The 19,038-nt window shown below is 58.3% G+C and carries 15 protein-coding genes; 4 read left to right on the top strand and 11 right to left on the bottom strand.

The annotated features are described in order from the left end of the window. Positions 1-49 precede the first annotated feature (49 nt). From ACM6HV_RS18880 to ACM6HV_RS18850, 7 genes are all read right to left on the bottom strand, one after another. Entirely contained in the window at positions 50-5,188 is a 5,139-nt protein-coding gene (locus ACM6HV_RS18880; protein ID WP_414904985.1) for a beta strand repeat-containing protein, read from the bottom strand. 332 nt (positions 5,189-5,520) lie between these two features. Beyond that, on the bottom strand, positions 5,521-6,861 hold the full coding sequence (flgE, locus tag ACM6HV_RS18875) for a flagellar hook protein FlgE (RefSeq protein ID WP_145594380.1): 1,341 nt from the start codon (positions 6,859-6,861) through the stop codon (positions 5,521-5,523). Positions 6,862-6,891: 30 nt separating this feature from the next. Further along, positions 6,892-7,620 (bottom strand): flagellar hook assembly protein FlgD, encoded by a 729-nt coding sequence (gene flgD, locus ACM6HV_RS18870; protein ID WP_414904984.1) that lies wholly within the window; start codon positions 7,618-7,620, stop codon positions 6,892-6,894. Between the two features lie 15 nt (positions 7,621-7,635). Further along, positions 7,636-8,079 carry a flagellar basal body rod protein FlgC gene (flgC, locus tag ACM6HV_RS18865; protein WP_003227217.1) on the bottom strand — a complete coding sequence of 148 codons (444 nt, stop codon included), beginning with the start codon at positions 8,077-8,079 and terminating at the stop codon, positions 7,636-7,638. Between the two features lie 3 nt (positions 8,080-8,082). Beyond that, entirely contained in the window at positions 8,083-8,490 is a 408-nt protein-coding gene (gene flgB / locus ACM6HV_RS18860) for a flagellar basal body rod protein FlgB (RefSeq protein ID WP_025112931.1), read from the bottom strand. 338 nt (positions 8,491-8,828) lie between these two features. Continuing rightward, positions 8,829-9,656 carry a protein-glutamate O-methyltransferase CheR gene (cheR, locus tag ACM6HV_RS18855; protein ID WP_007963053.1) on the bottom strand — a complete coding sequence of 276 codons (828 nt, stop codon included), beginning with the start codon at positions 9,654-9,656 and terminating at the stop codon, positions 8,829-8,831. 46 nt (positions 9,657-9,702) lie between these two features. Further along, positions 9,703-10,635 (bottom strand): chemotaxis protein CheV, encoded by a 933-nt coding sequence (locus ACM6HV_RS18850; RefSeq protein ID WP_041074300.1) that lies wholly within the window; start codon positions 10,633-10,635, stop codon positions 9,703-9,705. A gap of 82 nt (positions 10,636-10,717) precedes the next feature. Here ACM6HV_RS18850 and flgA point away from each other — a divergent pair, with 82 nt between their 5' ends. The 4 genes from flgA to ACM6HV_RS18830 all read left to right on the top strand — a co-directional run bounded on the left by flgA (position 10,718) and on the right by ACM6HV_RS18830 (position 13,321). Continuing rightward, positions 10,718-11,479 (top strand): flagellar basal body P-ring formation chaperone FlgA, encoded by a 762-nt coding sequence (gene flgA, locus ACM6HV_RS18845; protein ID WP_145594814.1) that lies wholly within the window; start codon positions 10,718-10,720, stop codon positions 11,477-11,479. A gap of 160 nt (positions 11,480-11,639) precedes the next feature. Beyond that, complete coding sequence (gene flgM / locus ACM6HV_RS18840) at positions 11,640-11,966, top strand: flagellar biosynthesis anti-sigma factor FlgM (RefSeq protein WP_041074296.1); 327 nt, start codon at positions 11,640-11,642, stop codon at positions 11,964-11,966. A 48-nt stretch (positions 11,967-12,014) separates the two neighbouring features. After that, entirely contained in the window at positions 12,015-12,482 is a 468-nt protein-coding gene (locus ACM6HV_RS18835) for a flagella synthesis protein FlgN (RefSeq protein ID WP_027612275.1), read from the top strand. Positions 12,483-12,574: 92 nt separating this feature from the next. Then, on the top strand, positions 12,575-13,321 hold the full coding sequence (locus tag ACM6HV_RS18830; RefSeq protein ID WP_041074294.1) for a flagellar brake protein: 747 nt from the start codon (positions 12,575-12,577) through the stop codon (positions 13,319-13,321). A gap of 256 nt (positions 13,322-13,577) precedes the next feature. On the opposite strand, the gene ACM6HV_RS18825 is transcribed toward ACM6HV_RS18830, so the two are convergent. The 4 genes from ACM6HV_RS18825 to ACM6HV_RS18810 form a co-directional block, all read right to left on the bottom strand. Next, positions 13,578-14,960, bottom strand: a complete 1,383-nt coding sequence (locus ACM6HV_RS18825; RefSeq protein WP_145594383.1) for an MFS transporter — start codon at positions 14,958-14,960, stop codon at positions 13,578-13,580. Between the two features lie 69 nt (positions 14,961-15,029). Beyond that, positions 15,030-16,271: a glutamine synthetase family protein gene (locus ACM6HV_RS18820; protein ID WP_414905000.1), complete on the bottom strand. Its 1,242-nt coding sequence runs from the start codon at positions 16,269-16,271 to the stop codon at positions 15,030-15,032. Between the two features lie 300 nt (positions 16,272-16,571). Next, entirely contained in the window at positions 16,572-17,264 is a 693-nt protein-coding gene (locus tag ACM6HV_RS18815; protein ID WP_414904983.1) for a sensor histidine kinase, read from the bottom strand. Then, the gene (locus ACM6HV_RS18810) at positions 17,261-18,865 is read right to left on the bottom strand and encodes a tetratricopeptide repeat-containing response regulator (protein WP_047295822.1); all 1,605 of its coding nucleotides are present in this window, start codon (positions 18,863-18,865) and stop codon (positions 17,261-17,263) included. Before ACM6HV_RS18810 ends, ACM6HV_RS18815 begins: the two co-directional genes overlap by 4 nt. Between the last annotated feature and the right edge of the window lie 173 nt (positions 18,866-19,038).

The raw sequence follows: 19,038 nt of genomic DNA, 5'->3' as shown, positions 1-19,038 counted from the left end.
CGAAACCTGAACCTAGGCTTCGCCGTTTTTATTCATACAACGCCTTTTGTCAGACTGTGAATGACTCGGACATTGCCTGCCCTACGACAGGAATGGTGAAGGATTCACCGTTATTGGTGTAGAACTTCTCGATGGTATTGGCGCCCGCATTCCAGTCCTTGAGGAATACACCGGAATTCAGGTTGCCGCTCTGGAAATCGGCTTTATTGAAGATATAGACTCCCAGGTCATTGGACTTGAGTACGACGTCACTGAACGTCTGAATATTCCTCAGGGTAACGGTGTCGTTGCCCGAGCTGCCCTCATCAAAAATCGCCACCATGGTTTTTGAGGCCACGAAGTACTGATCGCTTCCTTCACCACCATAGCCATCACCCGACGCACTCAGGTACAACTTGTCGTTACCCGCTCCGCCACGCAGCTCGTAGCCATTACCGATAGCTATCAGCTCGTCATCGCCATCGCCACCATCGGCGATACCGGAAACGACGGTGATCTTGTCATTGCCGGCATCCCCGTAATAGATCGAACCAACGTCGCGCACGTAGCCCGAAATGTAGTCGTTACCATTGCCGCCGTGGATGATATCTGCTTGATTGTCGGTCGAGGACACGCCCGTCAATGCACCAGTAATGGTAAAGCTGTTGCCGTAGAGGATGTCATTGCCGTCACCACCGTCGATGATATCGTTACCGTCTCCGCCCTCAATCATGTTGGCCAATGCGTTACCCGTCAGCGTGTCGTTGAACGCGGAACCGACCAGGTTATCAATGTTGCTCAACACATCTCCCTCGGCATCGCCCCCGGTGCCAGCACCGGTCAACAGGCTCACCTGAACACCGGCAGCGCTGTTGACGTACCACGCGGCATCACCGCGCCCCACGCCCGTCAACACATCCGCACCGCCGCCGCCAACAAAGCTCTCAACCGCGCCGGCACTACCAGTGAAGGTGTCCGCATAACTGGAGCCCTGGAAGGCTTCAATGGAGGTGTACACATCTCCCGCACCAGCACCCGTCACAAGAGGAGCACTGAGATTGAAGGTAACGCCCTCGGTTTCATATGCAAAACTCAGGAAATCGACACCGTAGCCACCATCAAACCGATCCAATCCAGCACCGCCAATAAAGATATCGCCAGTATTGGAACCGTTGATTTGCTCGATACCGCTGTAAGTATCCCCGGCAGCCGATCCGCCATTGGCAACGCCGGTTTTGGTGCTGATAACCGCCGAACCGCTGTCGGCATAACTGGCGATATCAAAACCTGCCCCGCCAATCAGTTGATCCGCACCCGCACCACCATACAGAGTGTCATTGCCTGCACCGCCGGTGATGATGTTGTCGCCGGTGTTACCGAAACCGATGAAGTTACCGGTGCCGGTATAGGTCAGACGCTCCACCTCTGCGTTCAGGGTGTAGTTGACCTGATTGGTACGGACCTCATCGTCTCCCTCTCCCGCCAGTTCGTTAACCAGTACCGAACCTGTGCCGGTGGCAAAATAGACGTCATTACCCAGCCCACCACTGAATGTCATGGTTCCGGCCGTAACCGTGAACTGATCGTCGAAGGCTGTCCCGATAATGTTCTCGAAATTGCTGAACACATCGCCCTGCGCATCGCCACCGACGCCCGTGCCGGCGTTATTGGCGACCGTCATGACGACAGCCTGGGCAGAACTGGAGTAATCCAGCTTGTCGGCGGTTCCAGCAGCACCATCAAGGACATCGGCCTGGGCACTTGCAACGAAGATATCGTTGAAGGATGAGCCACGGAACGTTTCGATTCCGGAAAAAGTGTCCCCGGCCGCAATCCCGGTGTGTACGCCGGTCTTGAGGTTCAGCGTCACGCCAGCACCGCTGTAATCGTCCTGATAGCTGACAGTGTCCGTACCGGCTCCGCCGATCAACTGGTCCGCACCGCCACCCCCCATAAGCAAATCATTGCCGCTGCCGCCAGTGATGACGTTGTCGCTCGCATTGCCCCGGCCGGTGAAAGTGCCATTGCCGACACCGGTATAGGTCAGGCGCTCGACATTGTTTGCCAGTGTCACGTCGGCCTGACTGGTACGTACTTCGTCATACCCGCCGTCGACGCCCTCAATGACATTCAGGGTGTAGTTACCGTTGACAATGTAGACATCGTTGCCTGCACCACCGGTGAACGTCATCGAGCCCGCAGTAAGGGTGAACTGATCATCCTGGGCGGTCCCGATGATGTTCTCGAAGTTGCTGAACACATCGCCCTGCGCATCACCGCCACTCCCAACGCCGCCGCCATTGGCGACAGACATGACGATGGCTTGCGCAGAACCGGAATAATCCAGCTTGTCGACGCCGCCGGCACCATCGAGGGTATCAACAGCAGAACTGGCAACGAACGTATCGCCATTGGCTGACCCACGGAAGGCTTCAATACCGGAGAAGGTATCCCCGGCCGCTATTCCAGTGTGCACACCCGTTTTCAGATTGAGCGTTACCCCTGCACCACTGGCATCATCCTCATAACTCACGGTATCGATACCAGCACCACCGATGAGCTGGTCAGCACCTGCGCCACCCGACAGCACATCATTGCCTGCACCACCGGTGATGATGTTGTCGCTGGCATTACCGCGCCCGGTGAAATTGCCGCTACCGGTATAAGTCAGGCGCTCGACCTCTGCGTGTAACCCGGCACTGTTCTGACTGGTACGCACCTCGTCATCGCCGCCGCCTGCCACTTCAACGATATTGAAACCGCCCGTGCCGTCGACGACGTAGACATCGTTGCCAGCGCCACCAACCGCCACCGTGAGGCCTGCATTGACAGTGAACCGATCGCCGTAAGCCGAACCGATAACCCACTCCATATTACTGAACTGATCACCCTGAGCGTCGCCTCCCAAGCCTGTACCGGCGCCATTGGCGACGGTGATGCTGACTGCCTGATCGGATAGGGAATAGTCCAGTTTGTCCAGACCACCCGCACCATCCAGAATGTCGGCGCCCGTTCCGGCGAAGAAGGTATCGCCATAGGCTGAACCACGAATGGCCTCGATGCTGTCGAAGGTATCGCCCTGAGCCAGACCGGTATGCACACCTGTCTTCAGGTTGATGGTGACACCGGCACCCGTCCTTTCATCTTCATAACTCGCGGTGTCCATACCGGCGCCGCCAATGAGCTGGTCAGCACCTGCGCCGCCGATGAGCACATCATTGCCAGCGCCACCTGAAATGATGTTTTCGCCCGCGTTACCACGACCGATGAAGTTGCCCGTGCCCGTGTAGGTCAGGCGTTCGACGTTGGCTGCCAGGGTCATGTCAGCCTGGTTGGTAAAAAGCTCGTCAATACCGCCGCCAGCAGCCTCGATAATGGTGCCGTTGAAATAGCCATTGATGATGTAGACGTCATTACCCGCCGCGCCATTCAACGACAGCCCACCGCCATTGAGGGTGAAGGTATCGTTGAACGCAGAGCCGATCACGGTTTCCACGTTGATGAACGAATCCCCTTGAGCGTCACCACCACTGCCTGTGCCCGCATTCACAGCGGAAGACAGAATGCTGATGGCTTGGGCAGAGGTCGAATAGTCGAGAATATCGCCACCCTGAAGACCGTCGAAGCTATCAGCAGCAGCGCCGCTGACAAAAGTATCGCCGTAGTTGGTGCCCTTGTAGAGTTCGATACCGGAGTAGCTGTCGCCCAAGGCGATACCTGTGTTTACACCGGTCTTGAGGTTCAGGGTCACGCCGATGCCATTCACGACTTCTTCATAGCTGGCGATATCGAAACCGGCACCGCCAATCAACTGGTCAGCCCCTGCACCACCCGTCAACACGTCGTCACCCGCACCGCCGGTGATGATGTTGTCACCTGCGTTACCAACACCCTTGAAGTTACCCGTACCCGTGAAGATCAGGCGCTCGACGTTGGCCGCCAGATACGAGGTGTTCTGTGTCGTGCGAACTTCGTCATCACCACCGCCGAAGGCTTCGATGATGCCGGCATTGGTATTGCCATTGATGATGTAGACGTCATTGCCCGCGCCGCCATTGAGGGTCAGTCCACCACCGGTGAGGGTGAATGTATCGTTGAAGGCCGAACCGATGACAGTTTCCACGTTGATGAACGTGTCGCCCAGAGCGTCACCAGCAGTACCGGTGCCCGCTGCGCCAACGGACGAAGTAATACTGATCGCCTGCGCCGAGGTTGAGTAATCGAGGACATCGCCGCCCTGCAGGCCATCAAAACTATCGATTGCTGCACCGCTGACGAAGGTGTCACCGTAGTTGGTGCCCTTGTAGAGTTCGATACCGGAGTAGCTGTCGCCCAAGGCGATACCTGTGTTTACACCGGTCTTGAGGTTCAGGGTCACGCCGATGCCATTCACGACTTCTTCATAGCTGGCGATATCGAAACCGGCACCGCCAATCAACTGGTCAGCGCCTGCACCACCCGTCAACACGTCGTCACCCGCACCGCCGGTGATGATGTTGTCACCTGCGTTACCAACACCCTTGAAATTACCCGTACCCGTGAAGGTCAGGCGCTCGACGTTGGCCGCCAGATACGAGGTGTTCTGTGTCGTGCGAACTTCGTCGTCACCGCCACCGAAGGCTTCGATGATACCGGCGTTGGTATTGCCATTGATGATGTAGACGTCATTGCCCGCGCCGCCATTGAGGGTCAATCCACCACCGGTGAGGGTGAATGTATCGTTGAAGGCCGAACCGATGACAGTTTCCACGTTAGTGAACGTGTCGCCCTGAGCGTCTCCACCCGTGCCAGTGCCCGCTGCAGCAACGGCCGAGACGATACTGATGGCCTGAGCCGACGTTGAGTAGTCAAGGACGTCGCCGCCCTGCAGGCCATCGAAGCTATCGGCGGCGGCGCCACTGACGAAGGTATCCCCCCAATTCGTACCTCTGAAAACTTCAATGTCAGTAAACGTATCACCCTTGGCGGCACCGGTGTGCACACCCGTCTTGAGGTTCAGCGTCACGGGGATGACGTTGGTCACATCTTCATAACTGGCGATGTCGATCCCCGCTCCTCCATTGATCTGGTCGGCCCCCTCCCCGCCCATCAACACATCATTGCCGGCGCCACCATTCAAAATGTCATCACCGGCAAAGCCACGTATCTGATCATCACCCGCGGTACCCACCAGGGTATCTGCCGCGTTGGTGCCATTTATAACTGCCATTACATCTTCCTTGTGTTGTGTGTCGAAACTACGCAGAAACGCCAGACACTCCGGGGTTGACCCTCTCTTGAAGGTGTACTGGGTTTGATTATTTGTGGGGTTGAGCAGGCGAGGCAGTGTTTTTTATGACATCCGTTTCCAAGCAGCCTGTCGCTGCAATGTGAAGCAGACCGTACGAAAATTTGACGGACACCGCTTGTTACTCGTGGCGTCAGCAAGTTCCACACCAGACGAGCCGACGAACGGTAGAGAATTGAAAAATTAAATTCCGTTTACGCAAAAAAAAACCGACGCACCAGGGCGTCGGTTTTTAGTAGAGCCGGCTCCAGCAATCAAGTCATCTGAATGATGGTCTGCATGATGGTGCTCTGAGTCGAAATGGTCTTGGCGTTCGCCTGATAGTTGCTTTGGCCCTTGATCAGGTCCACCAGCTCGTTGGTCAGGTTAACGTTGGACTCTTCCAGCGAGTTGGACGCGATCGAACCCAGCGTACCGGTTTCCGGTGCATCGTAACCCGGGATACCCGAGGCGAACGTTTCTTTCCAGCTGGTACCGCCGACTGCCTGCAGGCCTTGTTCGTTGGTGAAGCTGGCCAGCGCAACCTGGCCGATGGCCTTGCTCTGGTTGTTGCTGAAGTTGGCGAACAGCGTACCGGTACCGTCGATGGTCAGGTTGGTGATCTGGCCGGTGGCGTAACCGTCCTGAGTCGGAATCGAACGCGCGGTATCCGCGTTGAACTGAGTGGTCTTGGCCATGGAAATGGTCACGCCATTGGCGTTGGCAGCCGCGCCGTTAGGCGTGAATTTGCCGTTGGTCACGGTACCCGGTACCCAGCCGGTCAGCTTCAAGTCACTGCTGATGATCGGTTTGAGGGGATCCAGCGGGTCTGGCGTGCTGACCTGAGTCAAATTGCCAGAGCTGTCGAAGGTCAGTGTCGAAGCAACCGGAGGAGTGGCAGGATCGCTTGGATCGCTACCGGTAGCGTCCGGATTGCGCCCATCCACCAGGGTGTAAACCTTCCAGGTATTGTCATCAGTCTTCACAAAGTACTGATCCATGACGTGCGAGTTGCCCTGAGTGTCATAGATCGGGGTACTGAACGACTTGGTGTACGTCGCAAGCTTGGTCGGATCGAACACGACAGCGTTGGCGCCCGTATCGACGATTTTTGTTGCCGAGGAGTTCAGGTTGATGCTCGAAGTCACCAACGAAGTCGACTTCGGCGCCAGGTTCGAGGTGTCGATCTTCAGGTCGGTCAACACGCCGTTGATGATCTTGCCGTTGGCGTCCACACCGTAACCCTGCAGACGCGAGGTGTAGTCGGTGTTGGTGATGAAACCGGCATTGTCGACCTTGAACGTACCGGCACGGGTGTAGGTGATCGAGCCGTTGTTGCTCATGGTGAAGAAGCCGGAACCATTGATACCCATGTCCAGCACGTTACCGGTGTTGTTGATGTCACCCTGGGTGAACTGCTGGGACACGTTGGCCAGGCGCACGCCGTTGCCGATGACCTTGCTGCCGCTACCCAGGCGAGTGGCCGAGTAGACGTCTTCGAATTCTGCACGGGACGATTTGAAACCGGCGGTCGCGACGTTGGCGATGTTGTTGCCGGTCACGTCCAGTTGTTTGTTGGCTGCATAGAGACCGCTAAGGCCGATATTGAAAGACATATTCCACTCCTTTGTGCCGGTTAGTCGGCTCTATATACCAATGGTTTGTACTTTGGACAGGGCGACGGTGCCCTTGCCGGACAGGTTGAGCATCAGCTCGCCACCGGTCTGGCTGATCGTCACGCTGTTGACCGTGGCTGGCAGGTAGGTCGCCATATCGGTCGAGGTGCCATTGATCGAGGCGTTGGCCTTGACGGTATAGGTACCGGTCTTCACCAGATTGCCGTCCTTGTCCTTGCCGTCCCAGGTGAAGCTCGCGCTGCCTGCGGCGCGACTGCCCAGATCGATGGTGCGAACCACCGTGCCGCTGCTGTCGGTAATGCTGACGGTGCCGCCGGCAATCGACGACGGCACGGTGACCGAACCGGTCATGCCTTTGCTCGGGTCGTCCAGTTGAACGGTGTTGGTCTGCACGATCACGTTGCGACCGACCAGCGACGACGCCTGCAAGGCTTGCGAGGAGTTGTAGTTGCCGGCCAGCGAGCTGACGGTGCTGTTGAGGGTGGTGATGCCCTCAAGGCTGCTGAACTGCGCCAACTGCGCAACAAAGGCGCTGTTGTCCTGCGGATCGAGCGGGTTCTGGTTTTTCAGCTGGGTGACCAGCAATTGCAGGAACGCATCCTTGCCCAGGGCTTGGCCGCCGGTGGAGCTGTTGGTGGCCGAGGCAATGCCATCAGTGGTCGTACTGCTCGTTTTTTTCGAGGAGTTCGCCAGGATGTCATTCATGCTCAGGCTGCTGGTGGTATCGGAAACACTCATGGCAGTCGCCCCTTATTACTGACCGAGGGTCAGTACCTTCTGCATCATGGTTTTGGCGGTGTTCATCATTTCGGCGTTGGTCTGGAACGACCGGCTCGCGGAAATCATGTCAGCCATTTCTTCCACCACGTTGACGTTCGGGTAGTACACGTAGCCCTTGGCGTCAGCGGCCGGATGGTTCGGCTCGTAGCGTGCTTCGAGGTTGCTCTGGTCTTCGACCACGCCAAGTACCTGCACGCCCTGCCCTGCGGCGTCCTGGCTCTGGAACAGCGAGTTGCTGCCGCTGTTCTGGCCGCCCTGAAACATGGTGGCGAACACCGGGTGACGGGCGCGGTAGGTCTGGTCGATGCTCGACGAAACGGTTTCGGCGTTGGCGATGTTCGACGCCACGGTGTTCAGACGTGTGGTTTGTGCGCTCATGCCGCTGCCGGCAATGTTGAAAACGCTGGACAGGGACATGGATTACTCTCCGCGCAGGGCCGATACCAGCCCTTTGAATTTGCTGTTGAGCAGGGTGAAGCTGGCCTGGAAGCCCACGGCGTTTTCCGCGTAGTTGGACTGTTCCAGCTGAGCATCCACGGTGTTCTGGTCAATCGAAGGCTGCATCGGTGTGCGATACATCAGCGACTCGTCGCCATTGCCCAGGCCTTCAGCTTCGATGTGACGGCTGTTGGTCATGTTCAGGGCGATGGTGCCGTTGGCGTTTTTCTGGCTCTGTGCTTCGAGCACTTTGGAGAAGTCCAGATCCCGAGCCTTGTAGTTCGGGGTATCGGCGTTGGCGATGTTGTTGGCCAGCACTTCAGCGCGCTGGGCACGGAAACCCAATGCCTTTTCGTGAATGCCGAGCGCTTTATCGAAGCTGATGCTCATGTCGGGAACCTTCGGGTGAGCGGTTTTTCGTACCTGAGCTTTAGCAAGCCTCGTGCCAAACACAGAAACCCAGGTAAACCGGGGCTTTGCGGGGAATCGGCAAAGCGGCAATGCCAGAAAAGCGGCAACCGGTTTCCGCTGCCTGCCGCTTTTCTGCCGCTTCGTCCTGTTAACACCTCTCCCTGTAGGAGCTGCCGAAGGCTGCGATCTTTTGATCTTGATCCTTCAAAACAGGATCAAAAGATCGCAGCCTTCGGCAGCTCCTACATGAAACAAAGCATCAGGCATAAAAAAGGGAGCCCTTGGGGCTCCCGATTTTGTATGCCTGATGCTTTGTTTCACTTCGCCTGGTAAATGATCCCCGGACTGCACTGAACCATCTGGTAATGATCCGGTAAACCGTTCAGCGCTTCGGACGCGCCAAGGAACAGATAGCCGCCCGGCTTCAGCGTGCTGTGAATACGCAACAGGATGTCTTTCTTCACCTCGGCGGAGAAGTAGATCAGCACGTTGCGGCAGAAAACGATGTCGAACTTGCCCAGACTGGCGTAGCTGTCGAGCAGGTTGAACGAACGGAATTCCACCCGGTTCTTGATCGGCGCCTTGATCACCCAGCGCCCCGGCCCTTTCGGGTCGAAGTAGCGCTGCAGGCGATCAGCGGACAGACCGCGACCGATTGCCAGGCTGTCGTACTCGCCGGTCTTGCAGTTGGTCAGCATGCTGCCGGACAGGTCGGTGGCAACGATCTGCACGCCCATCTTCAACTGACCAAGGTTGCTGCGCTCGAACTCGTCGATCGACATCGACAGCGAATACGGTTCCTGACCCGACGAGCATGCCGCCGACCAGATCCGCAGACGCTGGTTGGGGCTGGCCTTGATCGCCTCGGGCAGCACCTTGTTCTTCAAGACTTCAAACGGATAGGTGTCGCGAAACCACAGGGTTTCGTTGGTCGTCATGGCATCGACCACCTGCTCGCGCAAACCGCTGCGCGGCTGGGTCTGGATGCGCTGTACCAGCTCACCCAGGGACTTGATGCCTTGCTGCTCCATCAGTTTGTTGAGACGGCTCGAGACCAGGTACTGCTTGTTTTCACCGAGCAAAATGCCACAGGCTTTTTCCAGGAAGACCCGGAACTGTTCGAAATCCAAATTACCCGTAGACAATGATGCCGCCTCTTAAATCGTGTTGACCGCCAGGGGCAGAAGGCCCCTAGCTGATATCTGCTGCTTTGATCCGGTCGACTACCCGGGATGCCAGGTCATCAGGACGGAATTTGGCCAGGAAGTCATCGGCACCGACTTTCTTGACCATCGCCTGATTGAATACCCCCGACAACGAAGTATGCAGGATGATATGAAGCTTTTGCATGCGTGGATCGCTGCGGATTTCCGCCGTCAGGGTGTACCCGTCCATCTCCGGCATCTCGATGTCGGAAATCATCATCAGGAACTCTTCTTCCGGCTTCTTGCCCTCATCGACCAGCTTGCGCAGGTAGTCCAGCGCCTGCTTGCCATCGTTCAGCGCCACCACTTCGACCCCGACCGTCTGCAGGCAGCGCGTGACCTGCTTGCGCGCCACCGACGAGTCATCGACCGTCAGCACCCGCAGCGACAACGCCTTGCTCTGGGTCTCGACATCGACCACGCCGACCGAAATAGCTTCCGGCGTCGGCGCGACTTCCGCCAGCACCTTCTCGACATCGATGATTTCGACTAACTGATTGTCGACTCGAGTCACAGCGGTCAGGTAATGATCGCGCCCCGTGCCCTTGGGCGGCGGATGGATCTCTTCCCAGTTCATGTTGACGATGCGCTCCACCGAGCGAACCAGGAAACCCTGGGTCTTGGTGTTGTACTCCGTGATGATCACGAACGGACTGTTCTTGTCTTTCAACGCCCCGGAACCGGTCGCCATTGCCAGATCAAGGATCGGAATGGTCGCCCCCCGGATATTCGCCACCCCGCACACGACAGGACTGGACTTGGGCATCAACGTCAGCGACGGGCATTGCAGCACTTCCCGCACCTTGAACACGTTAATGCCGTAGAGCTGCTGACCGTCGAGACGGAACAACAACAGCTCCAGGCGATTCTGCCCTACCAGTTGCGTGCGCTGGTTCACCGAATCCATTACACCAGCCATGCCCAGACTCCTACACCAACGCCAAGTGTTGTTGCGACGCACATTCATTACTAAACGGCACGGCGCTTGCTTTTTAACTCGTATGAACGCTCAAACGACATTTTTCCGACGCCTGACCTCCCGCACCCGCAAAGCGCTGTGCGCGACGTCTGCCGTCTGCTTGTTTTTCGCTGGCAGCCCTGCCGGTGCTGATACGGTTACCTTGCCTGACATGCTTATCGGCGTCACTCAGGGCTTTCTTGAGTTCACCGTAGAAGACTATCTGGCTACCAGTCAAACGGAAGGCCGCTACGAAATCGAGGTCAACCAGCTCGACCCGCGTATGCGCATGCCTATGTGCGACAAGGAATTGACAGCGTCGCTGGAGAGTCCCGCACGTCCGCTGGGCCGGGTGACGGTCAAGGTCCGGTGCGAAGGAAGCTCGCCGTGGACGGTGTTCGTGCCCGCTCAAGTCCGCCTGTTTCGCGAGATTGTCACCACCACCCGACCGCTCAAACGCGCCGGCATTATCGAGCCGCAAGACGTGGCCTTGCGTGAACGCGACATCAGCCAGATCAATCAGGGTTTTCTGACGTCGGTGGATGAAGCCATCGGGCAGAAATTAACCCGACCAACGGTAGCCGATCAGGTGATTACCCTGGTGCATCTGGAACAGGCAGAAGTGGTGCGCAAGGGCGATCAGGTGGTCATCATCGCCCGCAGCGGCACACTTGCCGTGCGCATGCCCGGTGAAGCCCTGGCCAATGGCGGTTTGAAAGAACAGATCCGGGTAAAAAACCTCAATTCCAACCGGGTAATCAAGGCGCAGGTCATCGCGCCGGGCCAAGTGGAAGTCGCCATGTAAAACGCTCGAGCAGAAAACTGGCGCCAGCCCCGACGCTTCCCTAAACTGTGCCGCAGCAGGACACGCTTCGGCACATGCAGCTCATTGCAAAGTGAGCCTAAAGTTTTCCAGGGAATGGCCGAGAACATGGCAAGCGTCCAAATTCCCAGAGGTTTTTAACATGGTCATCGATTTCAGCCGTTTGAACAGCTCCTCGTCACTTACGGGCAGTACGCGTACCAGCAACGCCAAGGAAACCGCCGAAACCGGCACCTCCGCGCCGCTGAATACCCAGGCCGAAACGGCCGGTACCGCAAAAAGCGGGGAATCGGTACACCTCAGCAATGAGGCTCAACAGTTGCAGAAGGTCACTGACAAGCTGCGCGATCAGCCTGCCGTCGACAAAGCCCGTGTGGCCGAGTTGAAAGCAGCGATTGCCGATGGCAGCTACAAGGTCGACAGCAACCGTGTAGCCAGCAAACTGCTCAACTTCGAAGCCCAGCGCTAGGCTTTTGCCGGCGCCAGGCTTTTGGACGCTTAGAACCCAAGGCCAGCCATGCACGACACTAATCTATTGCAACTGATCACCGACGACTTTGCTCCAGCTCAACAATTGCTGGAGTTGCTGCAAACCGAGTCCCTCGCTTTGCACGGTCGCGACATGCCTCTGCTCGAAGATATTCTGGCGCGCAAGCAGGCATTGATCATTCTGCTTGAACAGCATGGCCGCAAGCGCAGCGAAATCCTTGCCAGCCTCAACCTGCCGCTCGACCGTCAGGGCCTGGAGCAACTGGCCAGCCAGTCGAGCATTGGCGACCAGTTGCTGTCCCAAAGCGATGTGCTCACCGACCTGATTGCCCAGTGCCAGGCGGCCAACGTCAAGAACGGCCAATCGATCCAGATCCAGCAGGCCGCTACGGCCAATCAGCTGAAAATCCTCACCGGGGGCGAGCCACCCGCGTTGTATGACGCCTCGGGCACTTTCGCCAAACCCACCAAGCCGCGAACGCTCAGCCAGGCGTGAGCCATTCGATGTGCCTGCACTATCAACCCGCGAAACATGCTGGCAAAATGCTGGCTAGTCGTAGTCAAATTTTGTCTGGAGATTGAGAAAACGTGCCAAACGCCCTAAGCGCGGATGATACTCCGCAGCCACCAAAGGTGCTGACCACGCCCCTGGAAATCTCCAGCAACCTGCGCCAGCTGCAGGAAAGCCACGATCCGCTGATCATCACCTTCCATGAGCGCAGCCAGCGCTTCCAGAGCTACTTGATCAAGGTTGACCGGGAAACTGCGACGATTGCCCTGGACGAGATGATCCCGCGCGATGGCGAGCGTTTTCTGCAGGCGGGCGAACCGTTCAAGGTCGAAGGCTTCCACGAAGGCGTGCGCATCGCCTGGGAATGCACCGGCACGCTGAACATCGAAGAATCCGACGGTGACCGCTTCTACACCGGTCAACTGCCAACCGAAGTGGTCTACCACCAGCGCCGCAATGCCTTTCGTGCTGCGTTGAAGCTGACCGATCTGGTCAGCGTCGAACTTGGCGGCGAAAAACTCAAGGCGCCGATCAACGGCAAACTGCTGGATATTTCCGCCACCGGTTGCAAGCTGCGCTTTGAAGGCGACATCACCGATCGCCTGCAACTGGGCCAGGTCTATGATCGCATGATCGCCACCCCACTGTTCGGCAATCAACCGATCTCGGTCGAGCTGCGCTATCTGCACTTCGAAGAAAAGCTCAACATCACCTTCGCCGGCTTGCGCTTCCACAACATCAGTGGTCAGGCGGCGCGCAACGTCGAGCGCTTCGTTTATCAACTGCAGCGTGAAGCACGCCGGTTCGACAAAGACGATCTGTGATTCGCACAGGCAAATAGGAAGGGCAGTCCCTGGCGGGACTGCCCTTTCTTATTTCTACTGTCCCGTCTTGGGCTGGAGATACCTGTGGCGAGGGGATTTATCCCCGATGGGTTGCGCAGCAGCCCCAGACCGGACGCCTCGATTCCACTGCCACACCGCACTGAATGGCTTTAGGGCCGCTTCGCAACCCATCGGGGATAAATCCCCTCACCACAGTTAAAGAATCACTCTTTGAACATTGTTGCCATCACCCGACTCAGGGTCTGGCCCCACTGATGTCCGGTGTCGGTTTATCGCCCTCATCAGCCGGATCAGTTTCCACCGCCACTTCAGGCTGCACTTCGGGTTCTGGCTCCGGTTCTGGCTCCGGCGTAACCGTGGTCTGCATCTGCTCCTGCACCACCTGCTCATCCACCCGCGGATCGAGCGCGGCCACCAGCGGCGAGCTGGACATGCTGTCGGGCATCGCCACGTGATGCAGCGGCGCGTCGTCGACCTGATGCAGATTGGTCACCGCTTTCGGGCGGATGCGCCACACCAGCACCAACGCAAAGAAGCTGAAGAACGCGTACAAACTCTGACTGCCGAACAGCTTCATCAGCACGCCCGCCAGCAGCGGACCGATACTCGCGCCGACCCCGTAGGTCACCAGCAGCATCGCCGTCAGCGACACCCGGCGATCGCCCTCGACATGGTCGTTGGAGAACGCCACCGCCAGCGGATACAGGCAGAACTGCACCAGCGAACAAAGGAAGCCGACCACAAACAGCACCTCAAGCGGCACCTGCGGCAAGATCGCCAACGGCAACGCCGCCACCGCGAGGAATCCGGCAAAACAACGAATCAGCAGCGCTCGGTCATAACGGTCGGACAACCAGCCCAACGGCCACTGCACCAGCAGTCCGGCAAAAATGCAGCTACCCATGAACAGACCGACCTGCTCGGTCGACAGCCCCTGCTGCGACGCATACAGCGGCGCCAGACCGTAGAACGAGCCGATGATCAGGCCAGCGCCGAGCACCGTGCTCAACGACTGCGGCACGCGCTTGATAAAGAAGCGCGGCTCCATCGGTGCCGGATGCAGCGGCGCCGGGTGAATCCGCCGGGTCAGCGCCACCGGCACCAGACACAGGGCAAAACACAGCGCGACCAGCATCAGCAGCTCCAACCCCAGGCCCGGGTGCATGACCAGAATCAACTGACCGAGCACCAGCCCCAGGTACGAAGCGATCATGTAGCCGCTGAACACCAGCCCGCGCTGATTGGCGTCGGCCTGTTCGTTGAGCCAGCTCTCGATCACCATGTACTGACACATCATGCCCAGACCGACGATGGTCCGCAGCACCAGCCACGCCGGCAACCAGTCCACCAGGCCATGCCCGAGCACCGCCGCGCCGACGATCCCGGCACACGCCGAATACGCTCGAATGTGTCCGACGCGGGCGATCAAGCGGTGACCGATCTTGCCGCCCAGCACCAGGCCGAAATAGTTGGCCGCCATCAGCGCACCCACCCACAGTCCATCGACATGGTCAGCGGCCAGGCGCAATGCCAGGTAAGTAGAAAGAAGGCCCGAGCCGATCAACATCATCAGCGAGGCGAAATACAGCGCTCGAAAGGATTTCCAGATTTGGCGCATCGGCGTTCCGAGCGGCTCCTTGCAGTGAGTATCGGACTATCAAGACGATAGCCCGACGGCGACAGTTAGTCAGGCCTGGGCTGCTAGAACACGCCGTTCCCAGGGAGTGATTTCATCAAAGAAGCTGGTCAACTCCATGGTCTTCGAAGCGATGTAGCCTTCGATGAACTCCTGTCCGAACAGTTCCCTGGCCAATTGGCTACGTTTCAGACGCTCGAGCGCGGCATGCAAGGTACACGGCAGCGAAAGATTGTCCGGCACTTCGAATTCGCCCTGAATCGCCGCGCTCGGCTCCAGCTCATGTTCGATCCCGTGCAAACCGGCGGCCAGACTCGCGGCAATCGCCAGATACGGGTTGGCATCGGCGCCAGGCAACCGGTTTTCCACGCGTCGAGCCACTGGCGAACTGGCCGGAATGCGCAACCCTGCGGCGCGGTTGTCGTGGGACCAGCAGGCATTGTTGGGCGATGCATACGGGTGACACAGACGCTGATAGGAGTTCACGTTCGGCGCAAACAGCGCGGTGAAATCGGCCATGGCCGCCTGCTGTCCGCCGATGAAGTGGCGGAACATCGCCGTCGGCTGGCCATTCTCGTCACTGAACACATTCTTGCCGGTCGCGATCTCGACGACGCTCTGGTGAATGTGCATCGAACTGCCCGGTGTGTGCGCCAACGGCTTGGCCATGCACACCACGCTCAGACCATGCTTGAGCGCGACTTCCTTGAGCAGGTGTTTGAACAGGAAGGTCTGATCCGCCAGCAACAGCGGATCACCGTGCAGCAGATTGATCTCGAACTGGCTGACGCCCATTTCATGCATGAAGGTATCGCGTGGCAGACCGAGGGCGGCCATGCATTTATAGACTTCGCTGAAGAACGGCCGCAGACCGTTATTGGAACTGACGCTGAACGCCGACTGCCCATCCTCGCGGCGTCCATCAAGACCTACCGGCGGACGGAACGGCTGGGTCGGATCGGTGTTCGGCGCGAAGACAAAGAATTCCAGCTCGGTCGCCACCACCGGCGCCAAGCCACGTGCGGCGTAACGGGCGATGACTTTCTTCAGTTGACCACGGGTCGACAGGTTTGAGCTTTCGCCGCTCAGTTCGTCAGCATCGCAGATGGCCAGGGCACGTGGCTCGTCGCTCCATGGCAAGGGATGAATCATGCTCGGCTCGGCGACCAGCGCCAGATCGCCGTCATCGCTGCCGTAAAACCGCGCCGGCGGATAACCGCCCATGATGCATTGCAGCAGCACCCCCCGCGCCATCTGCAAACGCCGGCCCTCGAGGAATCCCTCGGCGGTCATCACCTTGCCGCGCGGCACGCCGTTCAAATCCGGCGTGACACATTCAATCTCATCAATGCCGGTCAGTCGCTGCGCGAGTGAACGCTGGCCATCGGTTGTCATGACGCAATCCTTGTTATTGTGCGAGCCGCGAACGGCGACCCGTACAAAATAGGCTCCGGCTGTTCGGAATATCAAGCAGCGTCAAACAAAAAAGGCCACCACTGAATTTCCGTGTAGGAGCTGCCGCAGGCTGCGATCTTTTGATCTTAAAAAAGTCAAAAGATCGCAGCCTGCGGCAGCTCCTACAGGGGCATGCCTTCAGGGCAGATAGAGGCTGAAGATGCCGCCACCCAAAGGCCCGCCATTACGAATTTCGGTGTGCCCGACCACGCCATTGCGCTGATGCAACGCAGCAATGCGGTTGGCGAAATACAGGCCCAGACCCGTGCTGCCGCTGCCGTGATTGATGCCCTGCACGTAATCGGCCTGACGCTCGAGCATCTCGGCCGGGTAACCGTCGCCGTCATCGTTGATGCTCAACACCAGTTGCCCAGCCTCGTCGCTGACGGTAATCAGCAGCGACTCGCGGGCATAACGAATGGCGTTGTTGATGCAGTTGCCCAACACCGACGCAACCAACTCACGATCGAAGAAACCCAGCGGGCTCAGCGGATCGACTTCATAGGTGGCGATAATCCCGCGACTGGCGAACACCTCTTGGTGCGATGCCAGTTGCGCCTCGATGAAATCATCCAGCTCGTGATACGCCGGTTGCAGCGGCAACTGGTTGACGCCGAGCTTGTACAGCCCAAGCAACTGCACCAGCATGCCGTTGAGGTGGGCAAACTCGAAGTCGATCACGCCCTGCTCCGCCCCTCCACGCTGCCCCTCGGGCAAACGCGCCAACCACTGGCTATGGGCCTGCGTCAGCATCGCCAGCGAGTTCTTCATGTCGTGAACGGTGGAGGCGATCACCGTGGAAAAATCCAGAGCCGGATCAAATTGGTTCATTCGCCAAACGCCTTGCTTTTCAGCTTCTGATAACGCGCATAACGCGCGTCGGTGTCGGGCATCAGACCGACCATTTTCAGGCAGGCCCGACATTCTTCCAGCTCCGCCGACGGCACACTGGTGTCGGTGCCATGCAGCAGCGACTGGGCCATGTTCAGCGCGATACTGATGTTCTTCGGTTGCATCTTCAGCGCCTTGCGGAACACCTCGCGGGCCTCCACCAGGTTGCCGGTCTTGTACACGCGTACGCCCTGACGGTTGAGGTCGGCCGCGGCGTTGCTCGAACTGAGGATAGTCGGGTCGTCGGTGAGCTTGGCGATGTCTTTCATCACCGCCGGATCGTCGCCGTAAATCTCCGCGCAGCTCTTGAGCATCGAAGTGCCCGCCTCGGCCTGACCGAGCATCTGCAACTGCTTGGCCACCAGCAACGCCGCTTCAGGGCTCATGAACTGCTCCATGCCGTCGAGGCGCATCAGCGCTTGCTCGGTGAGCTTGTCAGCGGTCTCGGCATCGTTGAGCAACAGACTGGTGGCCTTCATCAACCGCGCACGGATCTGCAGGCCCGGGTCCGACGGGTTCTCTTTGGCGACGGCGCTGAGCGTGGTGTTGATCTCCAGCCGCGTGCGCGTATCGAGACCGCGTTCACTGCCCTTGCTGATCAAGGCATGGGCCAGGCCGAGATTGCTTTCCGGGTCCTTGAAGCGCGACTGGGCACCCTGCGCCACCGCCTGCCGATAGGCCCGGGACGCAGTGTCGAAATCTTCGTTGGCCATCGCCAGTTTGCCGAGTAACGCCTGCCGGCGCACCGCCAGCGGCGACAAGCGAATCGCCTCCTCCAGCACCCGCTGCGCGCCTTTGGTATCGCCCTCGGCGACCAGCACATCGGCCATGCCGTCGTACAGCGCCGGCATCATCGGGAACACTTTCAGCGCCTTTTCGTAAACATCTTTGGCCTGCGCCACTTGCCCGCGCTTGAACAGCAACTTGCCCAGCCCGGCAAACGCCCACGGCAACGGCCGGTCAGCGATGATGCTGTCGTAGAGGCGTTCCAGCGCTTCGTTCTGGTTCATGTCGCGCAGCGCGTCGGCCCGATAACGCAGGCACAGCGGCGAATAACGGATGTCCTGCTTGCACAGCGCAATGCAGGCATTGAGCACCTCGACCGGTTTACCACGATCAAGGGCTTGCAGAATCGGTTTGAGCAACGTCTTGCGCTGCTCCAGACGCTCCAGGCGCTGAGCGAGACCGGAGCGGTTGAACGGCTTGGTCAGGTAAGCATCCGGCTCGTGCTCCAAGGCACTGAGCACCATCGCCTGACTGGTCTCGGCCGTGACCATGACAAACACCGCTTCATGGCTGATGAGCTTTTCCGACATCAGATCTTCCAGCACCTGCTGACCGTTCTTCTTGCCGTCGCCGAGATGGAAATCCTGCAGGATGAAATCGTAGGACTTCTGCGCACACATCTTCAGCGCCTGCTCGCCAGTATCAGCGGTGTCCACATCCTTGACCCCCAGCTCGCGCAGCATTGAGCGAACGGAACTGCGGAAATCCGAGAAATCATCGACGATCAGAAAACTCTTTTGGTGATACGACAGCATCGAGGATTTCCAGGCAATTGAAGTGAGGGCAATTTCAGGCGCGCAGATGATAGCTGCCGGCCAAATGCTATCAAGCGATTTCACGCGACTTTTAAGTCACCGAGTGAGTTATCGGCCACAAGTGACGTTCTCTGAAGCGGACACTTCAAGATTCCTTGTGCAGCGATTACCCT

This window comes from Pseudomonas sp. IT-P260, assembly GCF_949768395.1.
Lineage (GTDB): Bacteria > Pseudomonadota > Gammaproteobacteria > Pseudomonadales > Pseudomonadaceae > Aquipseudomonas > Aquipseudomonas parakoreensis.
This window is presented reverse-complemented; position numbering and strand designations above follow the sequence as displayed.